The organism is Cupriavidus yeoncheonensis (assembly GCF_905397275.1).
In the GTDB taxonomy this organism is placed as follows: Bacteria; Pseudomonadota; Gammaproteobacteria; order Burkholderiales; family Burkholderiaceae; genus Cupriavidus; species Cupriavidus yeoncheonensis.
In genome coordinates this window covers 86,846-109,669 of the sequence record NZ_CAJPUY010000018.1, presented here as the reverse complement: position 1 = coordinate 109,669, position 22,824 = coordinate 86,846, and the positions used below count along the sequence as shown (strand labels likewise).

Here is a 22,824-nt window from a genome sequence, read left to right as displayed (position 1 = left end):
CGGCCGCTCCGGGCCTTGCTCTCCCAGTTCCTCGAATCCATGTTTACCTCGCCTCCGCCTGACCGCAATCCCGTCATCCGCCATCGCCGACTGAAGGCCAGCGTCGTGCCCTGGCTGCCCATGCTGGCCGTGACGGCGGGCCTGGTCCTGACCTTCGCGCCATGGCCGGGGCACGCCCAGCCTTCGCCGCTTGGCGAGCCGGGCGCGCAGGTGGAGCAGACCGATCCGCCGTCGCGCGTCGCGACCTTGACCGAGGCAAAGGGCAACCTCAGCTTTGCCCCGGCCGGCTCTGACGAGTGGGCCGCGGCCGGCCTGAACCGGCCGATCACCACCGGCGACCGCCTGTGGGTCGACAATGGCGGCCGCGCCGAGATGCATGCCGGCGCCGTGGCCATCCGCCTCGGCAGCGCAACGGCCGTCAGCGTGCTCAACCTGGACGACAACGCCACGCAGGTCAAGCTCACGCAGGGCACGCTGCAGTTGCGGGTGCGCGCCTTGCCGCCGGACCAGCCGGTGGAAATCGATACGCCCAACCTGGCCTTCGTGCCGAGCGAGCCGGGCGACTACCGGCTGGACGTGTCGCCCGATGGCAGCATCACGACGGTGACGATGCGCCATGGCCACGCCGCCATTTACGGCGATAACCGCTCGCTCGAGATGAGCCGCGGCGAGCGCATGAGCTTCGCGGGGACCGACCTCGCCGATGCCGGCCCCGGCAATCTGCCGCCGGAGGACGATTTCGACCGCTGGACCGCTTCGCGCGATGCGCGCGAAGACGCTTCGCCCACGGCCCGCTATGTGCCGCGCGACATGCCCGGCTATGCCGCGCTGGACGGCTATGGCGACTGGCAGGAAGACGCCGGCTACGGCGCGGTGTGGTTCCCGCGCGCGGTGGACACAGGCTGGGCGCCATACAGCACCGGGCACTGGGCCTGGGTCGCGCCGTGGGGCTGGACCTGGATCGACGACGAGCCCTGGGGGTTTGCGCCGTTCCACTACGGGCGCTGGGCCTATATCGGCAACCGCTGGGGCTGGGTGCCGGGCCCGCGCGTGCCGCGGCCGTGCTACGCACCGGCGCTGGTCGGTTTTGTTGGGGCAGCCGGCCCGAACTGGAGCGTGCGCGTGGGCGGCGGCCCTGGCGTGGCCTGGTATCCGCTGGGCCCGCGCGACGCCTACCGGCCCGTGTACCGTGCGAGCCCTGCCTATGTCACGCGGATCAACCGCGTGAACGTCAATAACATCGCCATCGACAACCGCTTCCGGGGCGATCAGCGCCCGAACCGCGACGTGCCGGGCGCGATCCGCGGCATGCCGGCGCGCAATTTCGTCGAAGGCCGGCCGGTACCGCGCAATATGCGCGCCAACGAATGGCGCAACCTGCCGCAGGGCGAGGCCCGTGGCGCGCCGCCGGTGGCGCCGGTCAAGGGCAGCCTGCTGGGCGCGGCGCCAGCCCGGCAGCTTCCGCCGCAGGCGCGCCAGGGGTTCGACCGACAGGCGATTGCGGCACGCCCGCCCGGACAACCTGCACATGATGACCTGGCCCGCCGCTTCGCCCGCGAAGGCGGCGTGGTGTCGGGCGCCGGTCCCGTATGGCGCGGTGGCGACACGCGGCCTCGCGGCATGGACGCGCATGGCGCGCCGAACGTGCGCATGAGCCAGGCTGCCGTTTCCGCGCGGCCGGGCATGCCGCCGCAGCGCCACGACGACGATGCCGGGCGCCGCCCGCCCGCCGGCGGCGAGCGCGGCGCCCCGGCCATGAGTGGTGGCGATCCTTGGCGCGGCAATGGCCGCGGCTTCACCACGCGCCCCGACCAGGTCCAGGGGCTGGTTCAGATGCCCGACGCACAGCGCCAGGGGCAGGAACTCCAGCGCCAGCAGCAACAGGTGATGCGCCAGCAGATGGAGCAGCAACGTCAGCAACAGGAACAGCAACGGCAGGGCGCCGACAGCCGCCGCCAGCAGCAACCGGCGCAGGACCGCCAGCAATGGGAACAGCAGCGCCAGGGCCACGAAGCGCAAGACCAGGCGCAGGCGATGCAGCGCCAGCAGCAACAAGGCATGCAGCGCCAACAAATGGACCAACAGCGCCAGATGCAGGACCAGCAGCGGCAGCAGTCGGAGCAGCGCCACATGATGGAGTCGCAGCGCCAGCAGGCCGACCAGCAACGCCAGCAGGCCGACCAGCAGCGGCAGCAGTCAGAGCAGCGCCACATGATGGAGTCGCAGCGCCAGCAGGCCGACCAGCAACGCCAGCAGGCCGACCAGCAGCGGCAGCAGTCGGAGCAGCGCCACATGATGGAGTCGCAGCGCCAGCAGGCCGACCAGCAACGCCAGCAGGCCGACCAGCAGCGCCAGCAGTCAGAGCAGCGCCACATGCTGGAGTCTCAGCGCCAACAGGCCGACCAGCAGCGGCAGATGGCTGACCAGCAGCGCCAGCAGCAGGCTGCCCAGCGCCAGCAGATGGACCAACAGCGGCAGCAACAGGAGCAGCAGCGGCAGATGGCCGACCAGCAGCGCCAGCAGCAGGCTGCCCAGCGCCAGCAGATGGAGCAACAGCGGCAACAACAGGAGCAGCAACGGCAGATGGCCGACCAGCAGCGCCAGCAGCAGGCTGTCCAGCGCCAGCAGATGGAACAGCAGCGGCAGCAACAGGAGCAGCAGCGGCAGATGGCCGACCAGCAGCGCCAGGTGCAGGAGCAACAGCGGCGGGCACAGGACCAGCAACGTGCCGCGCAGGAACAGCAGCGCGCGATGCAGGAACAGCAGCGTGCCATGCAGGAGCAGCAGCGCCACCAGCAGGACCAGCAGCGGCAGATGCAGGAACGCCAGCGGCAACAGCAACAGCAGCAACAGCAGCAGATGGATCAGCAGCGCCAGCAGCAGCGCGCACACCATGATCGCGGGCAGATGGAAGCCCGCAACGGCCAGCGCGACGGCGACGGCCGCTAGTAGATCCGCGAAGGCGCAAGGCAATGCGGGCCGTCAAGGGGGGGCACCCCTGACGGCCCGCATGCTATGTCAGCTGCCTTACTTGGCCAGTTCCGACAGGCGCACCGGCGAGATCTTGCCGTTCTGCACCCAGCCCACCACGGTATCGGCGACCGACCCGCCCTTGGCATCGATGCCTTCGACCTCATTTGGATTGGCGTCCTTCGGCAGCGCCTTGACGGCGTCAGGCATCTTCGCGCGGATGGCGACGGCATCGCTGGTGGTGCCGGCCAGCTTCATCGCACCGGCCAGCGCATACACCATGGTGTAGTTCAGCGACATCTCGGTGGTGGCATCGCGTCCCTCATGCAGCTTCTTGTACCTGGCATTGAAGCTCTGCGCGGCCGGGCGGCCGTCGTTGACCAGCGGCAGCACGCCGATCGAGCCTTCCAGCATGGCCAGGCCGTTGGTGACCTTGGCCATTTCGTCCATCTTGGCCTGGTCCATGATGATGAAGCCGCCCTTGAAGCCGAGCTCGCGGGCTTGCTTGACCACCAGCGCGGTCGGCTCGGACGGGCCGCCGACGAACATCACGTCCGGCTTGTCGGTGATCGCGCGCGACACGCCGCTGTAGAAGTCGGTGGCCTTGGTGTAGGACATCGGGTTGTTGCCGACAACCTTGCCGCCGGCGCCTTCCCAGGCCGGGACAAAGGCCTGCACCCAGGCCTTGGCGTAGTCGTGGTCGGCCGGCGCGAGCGCCACGTTCTTGCCGTAGCGCTTCATCTGCGCCTTGACGAAGGGCTCGATGTAGCCGGTGTAGGCGGGCGGGATGCGGATGGTCAGCTTGTTGCCGGCGTCGGTGATGCGCGGCACGCTCGAATAGGCCATGACCAGGAACTTCTCCTGCTCGTTGAAGGCCTGCAGCGCGAAGATGCCGCCCGAGTGCGGCACGAACACGGCGGTCGTCTTGTGCTGCTGCACCAGCCGGCGCGCGTTGATGGCGGCCTCGGCGGGCGAGTACTTGTCATCGAGCGCCACGACTTCCAGCTTCACCTTCTTGCCCTTGACCTCCAGGCCGGCGGCGTTGATCTCGTCCACGGCCATCTGCACGCCGGACAGCACGTTCTTGCCATACAGCGCGGCGCCGCCCGAGAGCGGGCCGGTGTAGCCGATCTTGACGACTTCCTGCGCCAGCGCGGCGCCAGAGGCCAGCATGGCGGCGACGGCGGTGGCGGCCAGCGGGAAGAGTCGGCGGAAGGTATTGCTCTGCATGTCTGTCTCCTTGATGGATTCTTACTGCGCTTGTCCAGGTCGATAGAAGCGCGGCTCCTAGCCGCCGATATATGCCTTGCGAATGCCCTCATCCTTCAGCAGCGCATCGCGGTCGCCCTCCATCACGATGCGTCCGCTCTCGATCACATACGCGCGGTGCGCGATGCCCAGCGCCGCATAGGCGTTCTGTTCGGCCAGCAGCACCGTGGTGCCGGCGCGGTTGATGCGCTGGATGATCTCGAACATCTGCTTGACCACCAGCGGCGCCAGACCCAGCGAAGGCTCGTCGAGCAGCAGCGCGCGCGGACGGCTCATCAGCGCGCGGCCGAGCGCGACCATCTGCTGCTGTCCGCCGGACAGTGAACCCGCGAGGTCGTCCTGCTTCTGCCGCAGGATCGGGAACATCTCGTACACCTCTTCGAGCGTCTTGCGGATGCCAGCCGAATCGCGCCGATGCACGTAGGCGCCCAGCGTCAGGTTCTTCTCCACGCTCAAGGCGGGGAACAGCTTGCGGCCTTCCGGGCAATGCACAAGTCCCGCCTGCACGATCTGCGACGGCTTCATGCCCGACAGCTCGCGGCCGTCGAAGCGCATGCTGCCGCCGCTGATGCGGTGGATGGCGCTCAGCGCCAGGAAGATCGAGCTCTTGCCCGCACCGTTGGCCCCCAGCAGCACCACCAGCTCGCCGGCGCCGGCATGCAGGGTGATGTTGTCCAGGGCACGGAAGCTGCCGTACGACAGCGAGACGCGTTCAAGCTGCAACATGGTCGGCTCCCAGGTAGGCCTCGATGACATGCGGATCCTGCTGGATCTGCGCCGGCGTGCCTTCGGCGATCTTCTCGCCGTAGTTCAGCACCATGATCTTGTCGGCCAGGCGCATGATCATGTCCATCTTGTGTTCGATCAGGCAGACCGTCTTGCCGTGGCGGACCATCTTGCGGATCAGTTCGGCCAGGCCGACGGTTTCCTCCGGGTTGACGCCGCCCGCGGGCTCGTCAAGCAGCAGCAGTTCGGGGTCGGTCGCCAGCGCCAGCGCAAAGGCCACGCGCTTGCGCGCTTCCTGCGTGATGTCGGCGGCAATCTCGTGGGCCAGGTGCGTGAGGCCGACGAAGTCGAGCGCGGCTTCGGCCTTCTCGCGGCACAGTCGCTCTTCTTCGCGCAGCCGGCGCGTGTTGAACAGCACGTCGCCAAGTCCCGAGCGCGTGCGCAAACGGTGGCCGACGATCAGGTTGTCCAGCACCGTGGCGCGGTCGAACAGCGCCGTGGCCTGGAACGTGCGCGCCACGCCGAGCCGCGCGATCTGGTCGGCGCGCAGGCCGGCCACGTCCTGCCCCTTGAACAGGACCTGTCCCGAACTCGGCGCGTGCGTGCCGGCGATCAGGTTGAAGAACGTAGTCTTGCCGGCCCCGTTGGGGCCGATGATGGCGTTGATATGTCCCTGCTCGAAGGTCACGGACACATCGTTGACCGCGGTCAGGCCGCCGAATGTCTTGGTCAGGTTGCGGATTTCAAGCACGGTCGGCTCCGGCGGGGGTGGCTACGGGGGCGGTAGTGGCGGACGGGGCCGGCTGGCGGTTGCCGCGGCGCGCGGCTGCGGCCTTGCGCGCCTGCTTCTTCAGCCAGGAGCCGACGATGCCGTCCGGGAAGAAGATGATCAGCAGGATCAGCACCGGGCCGAACACCAGCATGCGGTAGTCCTGCAGGAACTGCAGCGTCTGCGTGACCCACGGCACCAGCACCGCGCCCAGCAGCGGACCGAACAGCGTGCCGGTGCCGCCGACCAGCATCGCCATCACCATGTCGAAGGTCAGGTCGGTGCGCGCGATATCGGGACCAAGGAAGCGCACCTGGCCGGCATAGAGCGCGCCCGCGAAACCGGCATAGCCGACCGACAGCACGAACGACAGCACCTTGGTGCGCATCAGGTTGATGCCGAGTGCCTCGGCCAGCGCGTCGCTGTTGCGCACGGCCATGAAGCTGCGGCCCAGCAGCGAGGTGACGATGCGGTGCATCAGGAAGGTGCCGATCACCAGGAAGGCCAGCACCAGGTAGTACTGCGCCGGTACGCTGTCGAACGTGACCGGGCCGATCGCTGCCGGCACCGGAATGCCGATCAGGCCCACTGTGCCGTGCGTCAGGCTTTCCCACTTCTCGATCAACAGGTAAATGATGTAGCCGATGCACATCGTGAAGATCGAGAAGTAATGGCCCTTCAGGCGCAGCGATACCAGGCCCACGACATAACCAACCGCCATGGACACCACGCCCGACAGCGCGAAGGCCAGCCAGAACGGCACCTGGTGGTCCACGGTCAGGATGCCCAGCGTGTAGGCGCCGATGGCCATGAAGCCGCCGTGCGCGAGGTTGAGCTGGCCCGTGTAGCCGGTGATGAGGTTGAGCCCGAGCGTGGCGATGGCGTAGATGAATGCCAGCGTCATCACGGTCAGGTAATAGCTGTTGGGGGCGATCAGCGGGAACGCAATCGCCAATGCCAGCAGCAGGATCCAGCCGGTCTTTCCTTGCAGTGCTTTCATGGTCGTATTCCTCAGGCCGCCTTGCCGGCGAACAGGCCTTGCGGCCGGATCGACAGGATCACCACCAGCAGCACGAAGGCGATGATGTCCTTGTAGTCGGTCGAAACATAGAAGCCGCCGAAACTCTCGGCCATGCCGATGATCAGCCCGCCGGCAATGGCCCCCGGTATGCTGCCCATGCCGCCCAGGATGATGATGACGAAGGCCTTGGTGATGACCAGGTTGCCCATGCTCGGGTAGACCAGGTTGATCGGCGCGTAGAGGGTGGCGGCGATGGCGGCGAGCGCGCCCGAGATGGCGAACACCAGCAGCGTCACGCGTGTCGCGTCGATGCCGACCAGCGCGGCGCCTTCGCGGTTCTGCGCCATGGCCATGATGGTGGCGCCGGTCATGGTGCGCGTGAGGAACAGGTGCAGCAGCACCATCAGTGCGAACGCGGCGACGATGATCAGCAAGCGCTGCAGCGGCGCGGTCAGGCCGAACAAGTCCACGACCTGCCCATAAGGCGTTGGCATGCGGTGGAAGTCCGCGCCCCACAGCGCCTGTGCGCCGGCTTCCAGGAATAGCAGGATGCCGATGGCCGCGATCATGTCGTGCAGCTCGGGCGCATTGCGCAGCGGATGGAACACCAGCCGGTCGGCCAGCATGGACAGCATGGCGACCACCACGGCCGCGCCGAGCATCGCCAGCCAGTAGTTCATGCCTAGCGTCGTCATCAGGTAGTACGAGACGTAGGCGCCGGCCATGTAGAACGCGCCGTGCGCGAAGTTCGGCACGTGCAGGATGCCGTAGACCAGCGTCAGGCCAAGGGCCACCAGGCTGTACACGCCGCCCAGCGTCAGGCCGTTCAGGATCTGTTGAAGGAACAATGCCACAGGCTTACCTCGCGCGGTTCACGAAACAGGGCACGCGCCGGCCGCAAGCGGGCGCGCGGATTCATGGCGACAGCCTTGGGGCCGCCGCCATGCGGAAGTGGGGATCAGTCGAGGGCGTGGAGCGCGGCGCGCGGTGCCGCGTCCGGGTTGGCGCATTGCGCCGGTCGAGCGCCGTGCTCGCGGACAGGTGCGTACTGCTGGTGTTGCATGGTTTGTCTCCTATGCGATGCGGTCTGCGCTGTAGCGCCGCGGTTCCGGTCGTGGCCGGCGACGCCGTTGCGTGGAAGTGACAATTCCCGCACGGTCGTTCGTTTTCAGCGACTTTTGCATGAGGCCAAAGGGTAGTCAAGGAAACCGGTTCAGTATTCCGCACAGCGGAATAGCGGTGCCCTGAGAGATCGACGGAAGGCGTGTGGTCTAGAGGAAATCCCTGACTGCCCTGCCCGGGGCGGGATGCGCGGGTCACAACCGGCTAACCGGGGGACGCGACCGCCCTCCATGGCGCCTAGGATTCCTATCCACTGACCGCCGGGGCTGATCATGTTCCTTGCCTATGCCTTCCTTGCTCTGCTGTCGCTGACATTCGCGGCTATGACAATGCTGCTTGCCCCGGTGTTGTCATTGACCGCCAACAGCACCGCCAACCTGCCGCACTGGCTGTCATGGTTCCAGACCTTCGATGCGGATCTGAATCAGGGTTGGCGGCAGGGCAGCTTCGATGCGCCGCGAAATGCTCTCGAACTCTGGCGGTGCGCACGTGCTGGCTATGGGGGAACTCTGGCTACACCTTTGATTGGGTGTACCTTCCGGCCCGATCAACGGCGGGTGCTCGCCTACAGGTCTGACGGCTCGCTTTTCAGGGCGGAAGATTTAACGCGTTCGGGAAGATCGGCGCCAGGTTCAAGTTCGGCTGGAAAGCCTCCAACTACTGGTTTGGCGACCATTTCAGCAATGAGGCGTGGGGGCAGGCAATGCGGGCCCCGATCTGCTGCACCCTATCTTGGCGAAGATGCAGCCGACATATCGACGCCGAGTTTTCTTTCCCTGTTCAGCCAGCCACGAACCTTCACCCTGAAGGGTTCCTCAATGAGGTAATACCCGGCCGCCGATATTGCCATGAGCGGTAGGAACAGAGATAGCGTCCACCATACGTCGTCCTTCAACAGGGGGAACCTTGCGATGATCGCGTCCCGATAGTCGACGGCGGAAAAGAGGATCAACACCTGGAAGGAGTAAAAGCAGTAGCTGATCTTTCCAGCCCACACGGCCGGCCTGACGGACAGAATCCTTGCAAGAAACGAGTCGCTGCGAGTCAGCGTTAGCAACGCTAGTCCAATGACCGGCACATTAATCCAGTTGTGACTGACATAGAGAGGGAAGCGGGGACCATACAGGGCCAAGTACCATACCCAGAACGCGCTAGCCGCCACAAGTCCAACTTCGAGAATGGCAGTCCGGATACGGACGGATCGTCCAAGATGGAACGCAGCCATGCCGGCAACAAATTCCGGAAATCGGTAGATCGGAACCGAGTAGTATGTCGCGCTTGGTCCCATCGGATCGAACAGGATATACATCGCCGCTGGCAGGAAGGAGAGCAGGTAGGCGGCGACCAGCCATCTGATCTTGTCCCGTGTGCAGGCTTTGGCAATGATTGGGGTCAGAATAGGAAACATTGCATAGAAGAACGCTTCCGCTGAGATAGACCAGCTCGCACCGTTATTCCAATACTTGAACATGGGCGGGAACCAGGCCTGAATGGCTGTCGCATCTGCCAATATCAGAGCCATCCAAGAGGCTGCAGGCAGTGACCAATCTTGGGCTGTCAGAGGCGTCAACGACATCGACGGCAACGTGACAAGCGCCGCTGCAACGTAGACCGGATAAATCCGAGCGAATCGGTTCCCAAAGTAGCTTCGCCAATCCAGGCGTTCGCCGTCGTATCTGTGAGCAAGGATATAGCCGGACAGCATGAAGAACAGCGTCATGCCAACTGCACCCTGCGACAGAAAGTTGGCTGCCAGCGGTGAGTCTTTTGCTAACGGCCACCGGATGTGAAGGTGGAACACGAAGACATAAAATGCCGCGAGAAAGCGCAGGGATGTGAGCGCGCGAATTTCAGTCATTCTTCTATATCCTGTTTGTGGCTAGTACGTCGCCCATGGCCTCTTTTTAGGCCGCCATGATGCCACACAGTATCCACGTCCCTAATCTCCCCACTCGCCAAGATTCCGCTCAGTGGTGGCCAAAACAGAGCTAAGGCATTGATTCCGAACTAGAAGCGGTGCTTCTGGCGCACATGTTTTCCCTGCATAGCCGGCTTCCGCGGTGCCGGAACTGGTATCTAGTGAAGTTCGACCATCCTCATCCCTGCATGAAGCGCTCGACCTCCATCCCGGCACCACCGCCCGACGCCGCTCACGTGAAGCCCGCCATGCCATGCGGTGCCGCGGAGCCGGCGGAAGACCGGAACTTCGTCACCGCGCTGGCGCGCGGCATGGAGCTGCTGCGCGCGTTCGGGCCGCATGACGACTACCTGGGCAATGCCGAGCTGTCCCGCCGTACCGGCATTCCGCGGCCTACCGTGTCGCGCCTGACCTTTACGCTGGCCTCGCTGGGCTACCTCGCCTATATCGAGTCGCTGGAGAAGTACCGGCTCGGGCAGGGCGCGATGGTGCTGGGGCATCGCTACATTTCCGGCGCGGGCATCCGCGAGATCGCGCAGCCGCTGATGCAGTCGCTCGCGTTCGCGACCGACTGCACCGTCGCGCTCGCCATGCCGGACCGCCATGCGATGGTCTACCTGGAATCCTGCCAGCCGCGCGGCGCGCTGGTGATCCGGCTCGCGCCCGGCGCGCGGCTGCCGATGGCCACCTCGGCCATGGGGCGCGCATGGCTGGCGGGGCTCGACGATGCGCACCGCGAAGCCGCGCTGGCCGAACTGGAGCGCCACTACGGTACGCGCTGGGCGCCGGTGCGCGGCAAGATCGACCGATCGCTGCGCGACCACGCGCGGCGCGGCTTTTGCGTGGCCCATGCCGAGTGGGACCGCACCGTCAGCGGCGCCGCGGCGCCGCTGCGGCTGGAAGGCAGCGGCGAGGTGCTGGCGCTGAATATCGGCGGTGCCGCGGCGCGGTTGTCGCCCGAAATCCTGGAAGGCAACCTGGGCCCACGCATCCGCGAACTGGCCCAGACGCTGCAGGCGCGGTTGTGGCAGGCCGGTGCCGGGCAGCAAGGATCGACACGTACCGCGCCGGCAACGCCCGACGCGCGTGAAGCCAACTGAAAAACGACTCAGACGAGGAGACAGACGCATGCAAGTCAAAGACAAGACGGTCGTCGTGACCGGCGCCGCCACAGGCATCGGCCGGGCGCTGGCCATGGCATTTGCCCGGGCCGGCGCGCGCGGCGTGGCCATCGCCGACCTCAACGCCGCCGGCGCCGCCACGGTGGCGGCCGAAGTGCAGGCGGCCGTGCCGGACTGCGCGGTGTTCGGGCAGGCGGTGGACGTGGCCGATGCCAGCGCGGTGCAGGCCCTGACGGACGAGGCGACGCGCCGCTTCGGCCAGGTCGATGTGTTCTGTTCCAACGCCGGCATCATCCTGCGCAAGGGCCTCGACGCCAGCGCCGAGGAATGGCAGCGCATCTGGGACATCAACGTCATGGCGCACATCCATGCGGCCAAGGCCGTGCTGCCGCAGATGCTGGAGCGTGGCGATGGCTACTTCGTCAATACCGTGTCGGCCGCGGGCCTGCTGTCGCAGATCGGTTCGGCGCCGTATGCGGTGACCAAGCATGCGGCCATCGGCTTCGCGGAATGGCTGTCGATCACCTACGGTGACCGCGGCATCAAGGTGAGCTGCATCTGCCCGCAGGGCGTGCAGACCAATATGCTGTTTGGCGAGAAGGGCGAGCGCAAGGGCTTCCTGCAGGAGGGATCGGTCACGCCCGAGCACGTTGCCGACGCCACGCTCGCAGGCATGGCCGACGAACGCTTCCTGATCCTGCCGCACCCCGAGGTATTGGAATACTATCGCCGCAAGGGACAGGACTACGACCGCTGGCTGCGCGGCATGCGCCGCCTGCACGAGAAGGTCATGCAGGAGTTCGGCGGTATCGCAATGTAGTCCCGGATTTTCCGACCAGAACAGCCGGCGCCCACGCAGGCGCCGGCCCGCCAGGAGACAACCGATGCGAGTCAGTTCCCTTGCCGTGGCCGCGCTTGCCGCTGCCGCCGTGTTCAGCGCACCCGCCGCGCAGGCGCAGGCGTATCCGAACAAGCCGATCCGGATGGTGGTCGGGTTTCCGAGCGGCGGCGCGCCCGACACGCTGGCGCGCATCGTTTCCGAAAAGATCTCGCCCTCGTGGGGGCAACCGGTCGTGGTGGACAACAAGCCCGGTGCCGGCGGCAATATCGGCGCCGAGGCCGTGGCCCATGCACCGGCCGACGGCTACACGCTGGCGATGGGCACCGTGGGCACGCACTCGATCAACGGCTCGCTCTACAGCAAGATGCCGTATGACATGGTCAAGGACTTCGCGCCCGTGATCCTGGTCGCGACGACGCCCAATGTGCTGGTCGTGCATCCGGACGTGCCGGCGAAGAATGTGGCCGAACTGATCGCGCTGGCCAGGACGAAGCCCGGAGGTCTGACGTTCGGTACGCCGGGCGTCGGGACCTCGCCGCATGTGGCCGGCGAGATGTTCAACGCCATGGCCGGCGTGAAGCTCACCCACGTCCCCTACAAGGGCCGGGCCATGGCGATCCCCGACCTGCTTGGCGGCCACATCACGATGATGTTCGACAACCTGCCATCGGCGCTGCCCGTGGTGAAGGAAGGCAAGCTGCGCGCGCTGGGCATCACCAGTGCGAAGCGGTCGCCTTCGGCGCCGGACATTCCCACGCTGGCCGAACAGGGCCTGCCCGGCTTCGAGGCGGATTCCTGGTTCGCGATCTTCGCGCCGGCCAATACGCCGAAGGACGTGGTGGCGAAGCTCAATGCGGAACTGAACCGCATCTATTCACTGCCGGACGTGCAGGCAAAGCTCAGGACGCTGGGGCTTGAACCGGTCCTTGGCACGTCCGAGCGGCTGGCGAACTACCAGCGCGCGGAAATTGCCAAGTGGGCGAAGGTGGTGAGGGAGTCGGGCGCGAAGGCGGAGTGAGCGATTGGCTTCGCCTCGGGCGCGCCTACTTGAGAGCGCCCACGGTGAAGCCGGCCACGAAGCGGTCAAGGAACAGGTTGTAGAGCACGGCCACCGGCACGCTGACGATCAGGCACGCCCCCATCAGCGAGCCCCAGAAATAGACGTCGCCGCGTACCAGGAAAGTCGGCACGCCTACGCTGACCGTGTACTGCGAAGAGCTGGTGATGAAGGTGAGCGCATAGACAAACTCCTGCATCACCAGCGTCAGCGTGAAGATGACCACGGTCAGGATGCCCGCGGAGGACAGCGGCACCACCACTTTCAGGAAGGCGCCGAAGCGGCTCAGTCCGTCCATCATCGCCGCCTCTTCGATGTCGCGCGGTACGGCCTTGAAGAATCCCATCATCAGCCAGGTGCAGAACGGCACGGTGAAGCCGGGATAGACCAGCACCAGCGACCATAGCGAATCCTGCAGCCCGAGCGTGCCGATGATGCGCGAGAACGGGATAAACAGGATCGTCGGCGGAATCAGGTAGGTCAGGAAGATGGCGATGGCCAGTTGCCGGCCGTGCCTGCCGGAAAGGCGTGCCAGGCTGTAGCCTGCCGGCACCGCCAGCACCAGCGTGATCAGGACGACCAGCACCCCCACCAGCAGCGTATTGAGCAGCCAGCGCAGGTACAGCGTGTCGTGGAACAGTACACGCAGGTTTTCCAGCGTGGGCGGCTGGTTGAACAGGAAGGGGTTGTTGGCGGTGTTGATCAGGTCGTGCACGTCCTTGAAGGTGGTCACCAGCATCCAGTAGAACGGGAACGCGCAGAACACGGCAAAGGCGGCCAGCGTCACGAAGGCGAGCATGCGTGCGCCGCGCGCGCGCCAGTTCGGCCCGAACCATCTGCCCGGTGCGCGGCCGGCGACGCTGTCGGGGACGCCGTTGGGGATTGAAGTGGCCATGTCAGGTCACCTCCACGCGGTGGGCCACGGTCAGCAGCAGGATCACCACGGCCACCAGCAGGGGGAACAGGAACAGCGAGATGGCGGCGCCCTCGGCCAGGTCGCCACCCTGGATGCCGGTGAAGAACGCCAGGCTCGCCAGCACCTGGGTGGTGTCATAGGGGCCGCCCCGCGTCAGCACGTAGATGATGATCATGTCGGTCAGCGTGAAGACGATGCCGAACAGCAGCGCGACCAGCATGACGGGCATCAGCAGCGGCAGGTCGATGCGGAACAGGCGCCGCCAGAAGCCGGCACCATCCATGGCCGCGGCATCGTGCAGGTCTTGCGGGATGCCCTGCATGCCGGCCAGGATGATCACGGTGGCCAGCGGCAGCAGGCGCCAGACGTCGACCACGATCACCGATGCCATGGCCAGCCCGGGCTGGCCCAGCCATACCGGCCAGACGCCGGGGCCGAACACGCCAAGCGCGCGCATGGTCCAGTTGATGATGCTGTAGACCGGGTCGAAGATCCACAGCCAGCCGATCGAGCCCAGCGAGATCGGCGCCACCCACGGCAGCAGGATCAGCAGGCGCACCAGCCATTTGCCGGGAAAGTCATGGGCCAGCGCCAGCGCCAGGATCTTGGCCAGCACGACTACCAGCGCCTGCGACACCAGCGTGAAGACCAGCGCGTTGCGCAGCGAGCGCCAGAAGGTCGCGTTGTGCACGACGCGGCGGAAATTCTCCAGTCCGACGAATTGCAGGGCGTGGCTGCCGACGGTGGCATCGGACAGGCTGTACCAGATCGACAGCAGGAACGGGAAGCCCAGCAGCAGCGCAATGTACAGCAGCGCAGGCGCCAGCATCAGTGCTCCCAGCCAGTGCTCCTCGCGCGCGGCGCGCACGGTGCTGCCATGGCCATGGGCCAGCGCGGCGGGTAGTCGGGCGTTCATGGCGTAGCAGCCTCCAGGCTCGCACCGGAGCCGGCATCGAAATGGCGCAGGTCCGCGCGCCGCACGGCGAACGGGTGGCGCGTGCCGGCCTGCAGCGCCAGGTTCACGGTGCAGGGAATCCGCGCAATGACCTTCACCGGCGGCTGCGGCGGCTCCAGCAGCCCGTACACCAGGCGGTCGGAGCCCAGGTTCTCGATGCGGACGATGTTCAACGGGTAGTCCTGCAGCGGCTCGCCCGGCGCAAAGGCCTCGCGCGGCAGGAAATGCTCGGGCCGGAAGCCGGTTTCCAGCTTGCCGTCGGCCACCAGGTTCATCGGCGGCGAGCCGATGAACGTGGCGACGAAGCGGTCGGCCGGCCATTGGTAGACCTCGGCCGGTGTGCCGAGCTGATGCATGTGCCCGCGGTCGAGCACGGCAATGCGGTCGCCCAGTGCGAGGGCCTCGATCTGGTCGTGGGTCACGTAGATGGTGGTGGTGGCCAGGCGGCGCTGGATCTGCTGGAGTTCCTCGCGCGCCGAGGTGCGCAGTTTGGCGTCGAGGTTCGAGAGCGGCTCATCCAGCAGGAAGGCCACCGGGTCGCGCACCACGGCCCGGGCCAGTGCCACGCGCTGCCGCTCGCCGCCGGACAGCTGGCGCGGCTTGCGTGCCAGCAGGTGGTCAATGCCGAACAGCGCGGCCGCCCAGCTGACCTTTTCGTCTACCTGCCTGCGCGGCATGCGCCGGGCCTCGAGCGGAAAGGCGATGTTGGCAGCCACCGTGAGGTGCGGGTAGAGCGCGTAGCTCTGGAACACCATGGCCATGTTGTGCAGGCGCGGCGGCAGGCCGGTGACGACGCTGCCGTTCACCAGCACGTCGCCGGAGGTGGGCGTCTCCAGCCCGGCGATCATGCGCAGCAGGGTGGTCTTGCCGGAGCCGGACGGTCCCAGCAGCACCAGGAACTCGCCCTCGCGCACGGCCAGGTCGATGCCGTCGACGGCGTTGTCGCCGTCAAAGCGCTTGGTGAGAGCGCGCGTTTCGACCGTAGCCATGGTGCGCTGGCGCAGAGGCGGTGCCGGCGCTCATACCAGCCCCCTGGCCCGCCATTTGGCAAAGATCCGCTTGCAGGCGGCTTCGGCATCGCGGATGGCGTCCTCCGGCGAGGCATCGCCGGTCGCGGCCCTGGCGAACATGGTGTTGAGCACCCAGGTGTTGAAGATCTCGTCGATGGCGGCGTTCGCATGGCCCGGATAGCCGACATTGGTGGCCTGCTCCATCAGCGTGCCCAGTACCCGGTACTTGTCGCGCGGCTTCGCCTTGGCATCGTCGTTGATCAGCGCCTTCAGGTCTGGCACGGTGCTGGCGAAGCACGGGAAGTTGTAGAACTCGCTGGCCAGGAAGCCCTTGCGGAAGTTGTCGATATAGTCGACCAGGAACTGTTTCGCGCCCGCGATGTTCTCGGCGAATTTCCAGATGACGTAGCAGTCCATCACGTGTTCCAGGCAAATGCGCTGCGCCGGCCCGCGCAGGGCCTGCGTCAGCCAGATGTCCGGCGTGACGGGCAGGCTCTTGTTCTCGCCCTCGCGCGTGATCGAGATGGCGTTCAGGCATAGCGCGATCTTGCCCGCCAGCATGGCGCGGTTGTTCGAGGAGGGATCCCAGGCCAGGACTTCCGGCGTCATGGTGTCGCGGTACAGCGCTCGCACGAACTTGACGGCTTCGAGCGTATGGCGCGAGTTCAGCACCACGTTGCCGCGCTCGTCCTGCTCCGAGCCGCCATACGCAAAGAGGATGGTTCGCATGGCCATGGCCGTGTCCAGTTCGGCGGACAGTCCGATGCCGACCGGAACGCCTTTCGACTGCTTGATCTTGCGCCCGGCCGCCAGCACGTCTTCCCAGCTGTCAGGCGCTGCCATGCCGGCCTCATCCCAAAGATCCTTGCGGTAGTTGACAGGATCGGGCACGAAGCTGTCGGAGAAGGCGAAGTACTTGCGTGTCTTGGGGTTGAGCGTGCTGCGGACCGCCAGTTCTACCGGCTTGCCATGCTTGCGCTGGCATTCCTCGTAGATCTCGCGGTGGTCGATGACCTGCTCCTCGTACACCGGCGGCGGCGACAGGAACATGAAGAGGTCGTGCCCTTTCTGGGCCGAGACCTCGGCCGCGGCGCGCGTCGCCAGCGCCGGGATGCCGACATGGTCGACGATGACCTCGGTGTCGTGGCGCTGTCCCCATTCCTTGACATAGGTGCCGTCGAACCAGGCGTCGTAGCCCGGCACGAAATGGTTCCATTGCAGGATCTTCAGGGTCCGCTTGCCGGCGGCGTGCACGGGGCGCGGGCTGGCCAGCGTGCCAAGTTCGGCGGCCAGGGCCGCCGCTGCCGCCGCGTGCAGGACGCGGCGCCGTGCCGGGCTGGCGAGGGTGCGGGTGCGGGCGCTAGTGGACACGGGCCGGCGCAGATAGCGGGTGGTGGCCAGGCTTGCCTCGTTCTTCATGGCTGCCTCCGTGTAATGGAAAAGAGATTCCGTGCGTCGGGTCCGTTCGGCTGCACCCGGACCACGCAAGTGCCTGCCCCGCCCGGTGAGGATGGAGACTGACAGGCCAGCGCGTTCCGTCGGCCGGCAAGGGCACGTGCCGCCGGATGCTGCGCGCATCGGAACGACGCCGGGCGCGCGATTGGTGCCGTCAGCGGTACCGTCAGCGATACACCAGCACAGGGATGCGGCTGTGCGTGAGTACCTTCTGCGTCTCGCTGCCGATCAGCACCGCTTGCAGGCCGCGCCGCCCGTGCGATGCCATCACGATCAGGTCGCAGCCCTTGTTCGCCGCGGTGTCGATGATGGCCTCGTAGGGATGGTCGTGGATGACCGCTACCGTCTCGCAGGCGACTTGCGCCGCCGCTGCCTCGTCGGCCATCGTGTCGAGGTAGTCCTCGACAGCCTTGGTGGCATCGCGCGCGTACCGGTCGCGTGTACCGCCCAGCATCTCGACCTGGTAGGTGTAGGTGTGGAAATCGGGGATCACCCGGAGCGCCGTGACACGGGCCCCGGCGTCGCGGGCGAAGGCAATGCCCTGGCGGAACGCGGATTCGGAAAGGGGCGAACCGTCAACAGGGAGCAGCAGGTGCTGGAACATAGCGGCCTCCAGTCAAGCAAGGCGGCACTCCTCCCGGTCTGGTGCCGGGCGCCGAGGTGACATAACCGGCGCCCTTGCTCCAGTATAGGGCACCTATCGGGGACGTCAGGGGGACGTCAGGGGGACGTCAGGGGGACGTCAGGCGTCAGGTTCGGCGGTTGCCTGTGTGCGCTGTGAGTGGCTGGCATCGCGCAGCCGGCTCAGGCTGATCGCCGCCCCCAGCGTAGCCATGGCCACCGCCACATAGAGCGCGAGGCGCGCGCCGCCGCTCTCGTCCAGGCTGAACAGCAGCGCCACCACGGCCGTGCCGGTGGTCTGCCCGAGCAGCCGCGTGGTGGCCTGCGCGCCGCTGGCGCCGCCGCTGCGCTCGGGCGGCGTGGCGCCGATCATGGCGCGATTGTTGGGCGACTGGAACAGGCCGAAGCCAAGCCCGCATATCGCCATGCGCCAGACGATATCGAGGCTGCCGGCATCACGCCCGAGCAACGCCAGGCCAAGCAGGCCGGCCGCAAGCAGCGCCAGCCCGATGCCCGCCAGGATGCTGGCCGGATAGCGGTCCGAGAGCCGGCCCGACAGCGCCGCCATCAGTGCCACCGTCAACGGCCAGGGCGTGATCAGCAGCCCGGTTTCGTGCAGCGAGCGGCCCAGCTGGTATTCGAAATAGAACGGCAGCGCCACGAACGCCAGCATCTGCGTCATGAACGAGCAGAACGACGTGCCGACCGCCAGCGTGAAGGCCCGGCTGGCAAACAGGTCCACGGGCACGAGCGGGGCCAGGCGGCCGTGCTGGCGCCGCACCAGGAGCCAGCCCAGCACGACCGTGACGCCTACCGCGGCGGCACCGGCGTAGCGCAGGCCGTCATGGCCGAGGCCGTCGACGCCGAGGATGAACAGGCCGAACACCAGCGCGGACAGCACGGCGCTCGGATAGTCGAAATCGCGCGGCTGCGGCGCTGTTTCCGGCAGTGCGCTGCGGCTGAGCGCCAGCGCGAAGATCGCCACGGGCACGTTCACGGCGAACAGCCACTGCCAGCTCGCCAGCGACAGGATCAGTGCCCCCAGCGAGGGACCCACCGCCGTGGTCACGCCGACCACCAGCGCATTCAGCCCGATGCCGCGGCCCAGCCGCGTCGGCGGATAGATGAAGCGCACCAGCGCCGTATTCACGCTCATGATGCCGGCCCCGCCCAGGCCCTGCAGCACGCGCGCCGCCACCAGCATGGGCAGGTTGACCGCCAGCGCGCACAGCAGCGATCCGACCAGGAAGGTGGCCAGCCCGGCGCGGTACACACGCTTGTATCCCAGGATGTCACCCAGCGATGACAGCGGCAGCAGGCATACCGTGACCGTGAGCTGATAGGCGTTCACCACCCAGATGGTGTTCGACGGCTCGGACTGCAACTGGCGAGAAATCGACGGCAGCGCGATATTGGCGATGGAACCGTCCAGCACGGCCATGACCAGGCCGCAGAAGACGGTGAGGATGGCCCAGGTGCGCTGTGGCTGGGGAAGGCCTTGATGTAACGACATGCGGAAGACATTGGCGGCTAGGGCGCGCCCGCGAGGCCGGGTGCGGCGAGTCATTATCGGCCCCCGGGGCGTTGCCCGCAAATGTGCGGAATGTGGTAGGCGCGCTCGCCCGCCGCTCGGATTCAGGGGCTGTCGGGCGCGGCGGCCGCCGGGCCTTCGCTGGCGTAGCGCAGCGCCAGCGCCTGCAAGGCTTCGCCGGCTTCGGCAATGGCCGGACTCCAGTGGGGCGAGCCGAGACAGAGCCGCTCGACTTCGCGGCAGTGGGCGTGCAGCGTCCTCTGCCGGACGATCCCGAAGCCGCTCGCGGCGCGATGCGCCCATGCCTGGAGTGCGCGCGTGTCCCTTGCGGCCAGGATTTGCGCAAGCCGGGGCAGGTCGGCTTGCAGCTGCTCGCGCAGCAGGCGCGTGTAGCGCTCGCGGTCGGCACACGCGGTCTGCCTCTTGCACGCGTGCTTGCCGCGCAGTGCCTGCAGCGCGTCGCCCAGTTCGCGCAATGACGCGGGTTTGGTGATGTAGCCGCTGAAGCCGCGCTGTTGCCAGTCATCGGCCTGCTCCTGCTGGGCAAGCGCACTGAACGCCAGCACCGGCAGGTCGGGATGCAAGGCGCGCAGGGCATCCAGCAGGGCGTAGCCGTTCATCAGCGGCATGTGGATGTCGGTCAGGACGGCATCCACATGGGTCGATTCCGCGACCGCCAGCGCCTGCTTGCCGTTGTCGGTGATGATGGGCCGGCAACCCAGGGCACGTAGCTGCTCGCCGATCAGCGTCTGGTTCAGCGGATTGTCCTCGGCCACAAGGATGGCCGGTCCGGCGGTGTCGGGCAATGGCAGCCACGCCGGCGCGACAGGCCGGTCCGCGTCGCCGGCGGTCGGTGACAGCGCAGGGTCGTCTCGCGGGCTGGCCGCGGCGGACGCCACGCAGGCGAGCAGGGCGTCGTGGCTGAAGCTCGTCACTTCGAAGATGCCGGGCGCGCGTTGCCGGGGGCGGTGGGGACCGTCCGGCGTCAGCCAGATCACCGGCGCGGAACTCAGCGCATGCAGCGCCGCGAATGCATCCGGGGGGTATTCCTCCGTGATCACGATCACCTGCGGATGGTGGCTTTCCAGGTGTTCGCGCGCGGCGGCCAGCGACGCCAGCATGTGGGTTCGCCAGCCCACCGTGGCCAGCCAGGCTTCCAGGCATTCGCCGGTCCTGGCGTCATGGCACAGAACCATCACGCTGCCGCGCCGTGCGGGCATGGCATCGGGTCCGGTGGCCATCGCCGCGTCGTCGCCGGCGGGTGGCAAGGGCACGGCAACGGTGAAGGCGCTGCCCACGTCCTGCACGCTCTTCACGCTGATGCTGCCGCCCATCAGCTCGCACAGGCGCGCGCAGATCGACAGGCCCAGGCCGGTGCCGCCGTGGCGGCTGGTCGCGACGGCATCGCCTTGCACGAAAGGCTGGAAGACGCGCTCGCTCAGCGCGGGCGGCATGCCGATTCCCGAATCGCTGACGCGGCAGGTCAGCGCAGGGCGGCCCTGTTCGTCCGGTCCGTAGCTGGCGCTGAGCGTGATGCGGCCGCTCGTGGTGAACTTGAAAGCGTTGCTCAGCAGGTTATTGACGACCTGCGTCAGGCGTATGCGGTCCCCGCACACTTCGCGGTCCAGTTCGGGTTTCAGTTGCAGGCTAAGCCGGATACCGCGTTCCATGGCCATGGGTGCGTAAGTCAGCGCCAGGCCTTCGAGCGCATGCGCGAGCCGGAATGGCTTGTTGAACAGTTGCAGCTTGCCCGCATCGATCTTCGAGAAATCCAGGATGTCGTTGACGATGCGCAGCAGCCCGTCCGCGGCGGTGCCCAGCGCCTGCAACCGTGGCGCGTGGCCTTCGAGCCCGGGGCTGCGCGCGAGCAGTTCGAGGTTGCCGATCAGGGCATTGAGTGGTGTGCGGATCTCGTGGCTCATGGACGCGAAGAAGCTCGAACGGGCGCGCATCATGGCCTCGGTGGCCTGCTGTGCCGAGCGCAGCTGCTGTTCCAGCGCCTGCTGCGTGGTGACGTCCTGCACGGCGCAGAACAGTACCTTGTCGTCGCCGTAGCGCGCGGGCGCATACGTGATCTGCAGGTAGCGCTGCCCGGCGTCGTCACCGCCGCCTGGCGTCGCAACGATGAAGCGAGCGATCGGTGCGGGCTGGCCGGCTTCCGCGGCCGGTGGCTGGCGTTCGAAGCCCTCTGTCACCGACGCGGGCAAGGTGGCGCCCTGGTCCAGCCGCAGCAGTGACTGGGCAAGCTGGTTCGATGTCAGCACGAGGTAGTCGCGCTGCCGGACGATGCACAGTCCGACAGGCGTGGCGCTGACGAGAATCTGGTTCAGGATTTCGTTTTCCAGCGCGCGCTCGGCCTCCGCATGGGTCCGGCGCAGCAGCTGGCGGTCCCAGTAGCGCGCACTCAGGACGATGGCGCCAATCAGCAGCAGCCCCACGCCGAGGATCACGGCCAGCTCCGGGGCGAGCGCCGGCACCAGCAAGCCGTACGGCAGGAAGCAGACCAGCGTGCCGAAGCCAGGCTTCAGCGGCTGCACCATCAGCACGCCGTGGCGCGTGTAGTGCGACAGGTTGCGCGGCTGGCGCCGCGCCTGCGACATGACGACGCTGACCACCGACGCTTCGACCGGCAAGGCCGGGGCGGCCACGTCGATGGCCTCGTCGGCCGGATTGAGCAAGGCCAGCGGCGCGGTGTCTGCGGGCCTCTCGAGATGCGCCAGGAAGTCCCCGACCGGCACGCACGCGGCGAGCAGGACGGTCGGTGTATCCCCCGAATATGCCGCTCCGACGCTCAGCATGACCATCGTGCCGGTCAGCGGGTCGCGGATCGGGCCGGCCCAGACCTGCTCGTTGCCAGGCGGCACCGCATGGCCGGTGCGATCCAGCATGGCCTGCGTGATGGTGTCGCGCAGGATGTCGATCAGCTCGGGCCGGATCGGCACCGTGGCTTGCGCGTCAGGGCGCTGGCGCGCGAGGATGGCGGCGCTGTCGTTCTCGAGCGACAGGACATAGACCCAGTGGTCCAGGCCAAAGGCCTGCTGCGTGGCCAGCGTGCCGAGCGCAATCTGCTGCAGGCGTGCAAGCTGCGCGGGCAGTGAAGGCCCCCAGGCGTGCCGCGTCGCGGCCGTGGCCATCAGGTAGTAGTCATGCCCGACAAGCTGCCCGGCAATGCGGGCAACGCCAGTCGCGCGGACGGACGCTACCGTGGCCGGGTCCGGCACCTGCGTGGGACCCGCTTCGCGGAAATGGCGCACGCTCAGGACGCTGCGTTTCACGAAGGCCGCCTCGCTCTCCAGGCGCTCCGAGATCGTGGCGGCATAGCGGGCAACCTGGCTTTGCTGCTGGCTCAGGTGCTTGTCTGTTTCCAGCGCCGCCAGCACGATGGCGGTGAATACCACCAGCGCGATCAGCACGGCGATGGTTGCCGAGTAAAGATGTTGCTGCCGGCGGGCATTGTCCGCGAGCGTGTCGAAGGCACTCGCCAGCGACACGCGGGTACTGTCCAGAAGCTGCTGCATGGCC

The 22,824-nt window shown here is 67.1% G+C and carries 18 protein-coding genes; 5 read left to right on the top strand and 13 right to left on the bottom strand.

What is annotated here, in order from left to right:
* Positions 1-39: 39 nt before the first annotated feature.
* Positions 40-2,949, top strand: a complete 2,910-nt coding sequence (locus tag KHO22_RS23060) for a DUF6600 domain-containing protein (protein WP_230426974.1) — start codon at positions 40-42, stop codon at positions 2,947-2,949.
* Positions 2,950-3,027: 78 nt separating this feature from the next.
* Here the strand turns inward: KHO22_RS23060 and KHO22_RS23055 are convergent, their stop codons facing one another.
* Genes KHO22_RS23055 through KHO22_RS23035 form a run of 5 tightly spaced genes read right to left on the bottom strand, consistent with a single transcriptional unit; the run spans position 3,028 to position 7,609 of the window.
* Positions 3,028-4,200: an ABC transporter substrate-binding protein gene (locus tag KHO22_RS23055; protein ID WP_211949498.1), complete on the bottom strand. Its 1,173-nt coding sequence runs from the start codon at positions 4,198-4,200 to the stop codon at positions 3,028-3,030.
* Between the two features lie 57 nt (positions 4,201-4,257).
* A complete protein-coding gene (locus tag KHO22_RS23050) occupies positions 4,258-4,965 on the bottom strand; it encodes an ABC transporter ATP-binding protein (RefSeq protein ID WP_211949497.1) in 708 nt (235 codons plus the stop codon).
* A complete protein-coding gene (locus KHO22_RS23045; RefSeq protein ID WP_211949496.1) occupies positions 4,952-5,716 on the bottom strand; it encodes an ABC transporter ATP-binding protein in 765 nt (254 codons plus the stop codon). The genes KHO22_RS23050 and KHO22_RS23045 overlap by 14 nt, the downstream gene beginning before the upstream one ends.
* The gene (locus tag KHO22_RS23040; RefSeq protein ID WP_211949495.1) at positions 5,709-6,734 is read right to left on the bottom strand and encodes a branched-chain amino acid ABC transporter permease; all 1,026 of its coding nucleotides are present in this window, start codon (positions 6,732-6,734) and stop codon (positions 5,709-5,711) included. The genes KHO22_RS23045 and KHO22_RS23040 overlap by 8 nt, the downstream gene beginning before the upstream one ends.
* 11 nt (positions 6,735-6,745) lie before the next feature.
* The gene (locus KHO22_RS23035) at positions 6,746-7,609 is read right to left on the bottom strand and encodes a branched-chain amino acid ABC transporter permease (protein ID WP_211949494.1); all 864 of its coding nucleotides are present in this window, start codon (positions 7,607-7,609) and stop codon (positions 6,746-6,748) included.
* Positions 7,610-8,149: 540 nt separating this feature from the next.
* Between KHO22_RS23035 and KHO22_RS32880 the strand changes: the two genes are divergently transcribed.
* Positions 8,150-8,704: a DUF7338 family protein gene (locus tag KHO22_RS32880; RefSeq protein ID WP_420839642.1), complete on the top strand. Its 555-nt coding sequence runs from the start codon at positions 8,150-8,152 to the stop codon at positions 8,702-8,704.
* Here KHO22_RS32880 and KHO22_RS23030 read toward each other — a convergent pair.
* Positions 8,605-9,735 (bottom strand): acyltransferase family protein, encoded by a 1,131-nt coding sequence (locus tag KHO22_RS23030; RefSeq protein ID WP_211949493.1) that lies wholly within the window; start codon positions 9,733-9,735, stop codon positions 8,605-8,607. The two genes, KHO22_RS32880 and KHO22_RS23030, sit on opposite strands and share 100 nt — an antisense overlap.
* A gap of 248 nt (positions 9,736-9,983) precedes the next feature.
* On the opposite strand from KHO22_RS23030, the gene KHO22_RS23025 reads away from it, so the two are divergent.
* The 3 genes from KHO22_RS23025 to KHO22_RS23015 all read left to right on the top strand — a co-directional run bounded on the left by KHO22_RS23025 (position 9,984) and on the right by KHO22_RS23015 (position 12,775).
* The gene (locus tag KHO22_RS23025) at positions 9,984-10,895 is read left to right on the top strand and encodes an IclR family transcriptional regulator (RefSeq protein ID WP_211949492.1); all 912 of its coding nucleotides are present in this window, start codon (positions 9,984-9,986) and stop codon (positions 10,893-10,895) included.
* Between the two features lie 28 nt (positions 10,896-10,923).
* Positions 10,924-11,736: an SDR family oxidoreductase gene (locus KHO22_RS23020; protein ID WP_211949491.1), complete on the top strand. Its 813-nt coding sequence runs from the start codon at positions 10,924-10,926 to the stop codon at positions 11,734-11,736.
* 64 nt (positions 11,737-11,800) lie between these two features.
* The gene (locus KHO22_RS23015) at positions 11,801-12,775 is read left to right on the top strand and encodes a Bug family tripartite tricarboxylate transporter substrate binding protein (RefSeq protein WP_211949490.1); all 975 of its coding nucleotides are present in this window, start codon (positions 11,801-11,803) and stop codon (positions 12,773-12,775) included.
* Between the two features lie 25 nt (positions 12,776-12,800).
* On the opposite strand, the gene KHO22_RS23010 is transcribed toward KHO22_RS23015, so the two are convergent.
* From KHO22_RS23010 to KHO22_RS22980, 7 genes are all read right to left on the bottom strand, one after another.
* Complete coding sequence (locus KHO22_RS23010; protein WP_211949546.1) at positions 12,801-13,613, bottom strand: carbohydrate ABC transporter permease; 813 nt, start codon at positions 13,611-13,613, stop codon at positions 12,801-12,803.
* A 97-nt stretch (positions 13,614-13,710) separates the two neighbouring features.
* Positions 13,711-14,646: a carbohydrate ABC transporter permease gene (locus KHO22_RS23005; RefSeq protein ID WP_230426972.1), complete on the bottom strand. Its 936-nt coding sequence runs from the start codon at positions 14,644-14,646 to the stop codon at positions 13,711-13,713.
* Entirely contained in the window at positions 14,643-15,674 is a 1,032-nt protein-coding gene (locus KHO22_RS23000; protein WP_211949489.1) for an ABC transporter ATP-binding protein, read from the bottom strand. The genes KHO22_RS23005 and KHO22_RS23000 overlap by 4 nt, the downstream gene beginning before the upstream one ends.
* 30 nt (positions 15,675-15,704) lie before the next feature.
* The gene (locus KHO22_RS22995) at positions 15,705-17,114 is read right to left on the bottom strand and encodes an ABC transporter substrate-binding protein (protein WP_211949488.1); all 1,410 of its coding nucleotides are present in this window, start codon (positions 17,112-17,114) and stop codon (positions 15,705-15,707) included.
* A 202-nt stretch (positions 17,115-17,316) separates the two neighbouring features.
* Positions 17,317-17,754 carry a universal stress protein gene (locus tag KHO22_RS22990; protein WP_211949487.1) on the bottom strand — a complete coding sequence of 146 codons (438 nt, stop codon included), beginning with the start codon at positions 17,752-17,754 and terminating at the stop codon, positions 17,317-17,319.
* 138 nt (positions 17,755-17,892) lie between these two features.
* A complete protein-coding gene (locus KHO22_RS22985; protein WP_211949486.1) occupies positions 17,893-19,284 on the bottom strand; it encodes an MFS transporter in 1,392 nt (463 codons plus the stop codon).
* Positions 19,285-19,406: 122 nt separating this feature from the next.
* A complete protein-coding gene (locus KHO22_RS22980) occupies positions 19,407-22,820 on the bottom strand; it encodes an ATP-binding protein (RefSeq protein ID WP_211949485.1) in 3,414 nt (1,137 codons plus the stop codon).
* Positions 22,821-22,824 lie beyond the last annotated feature (4 nt).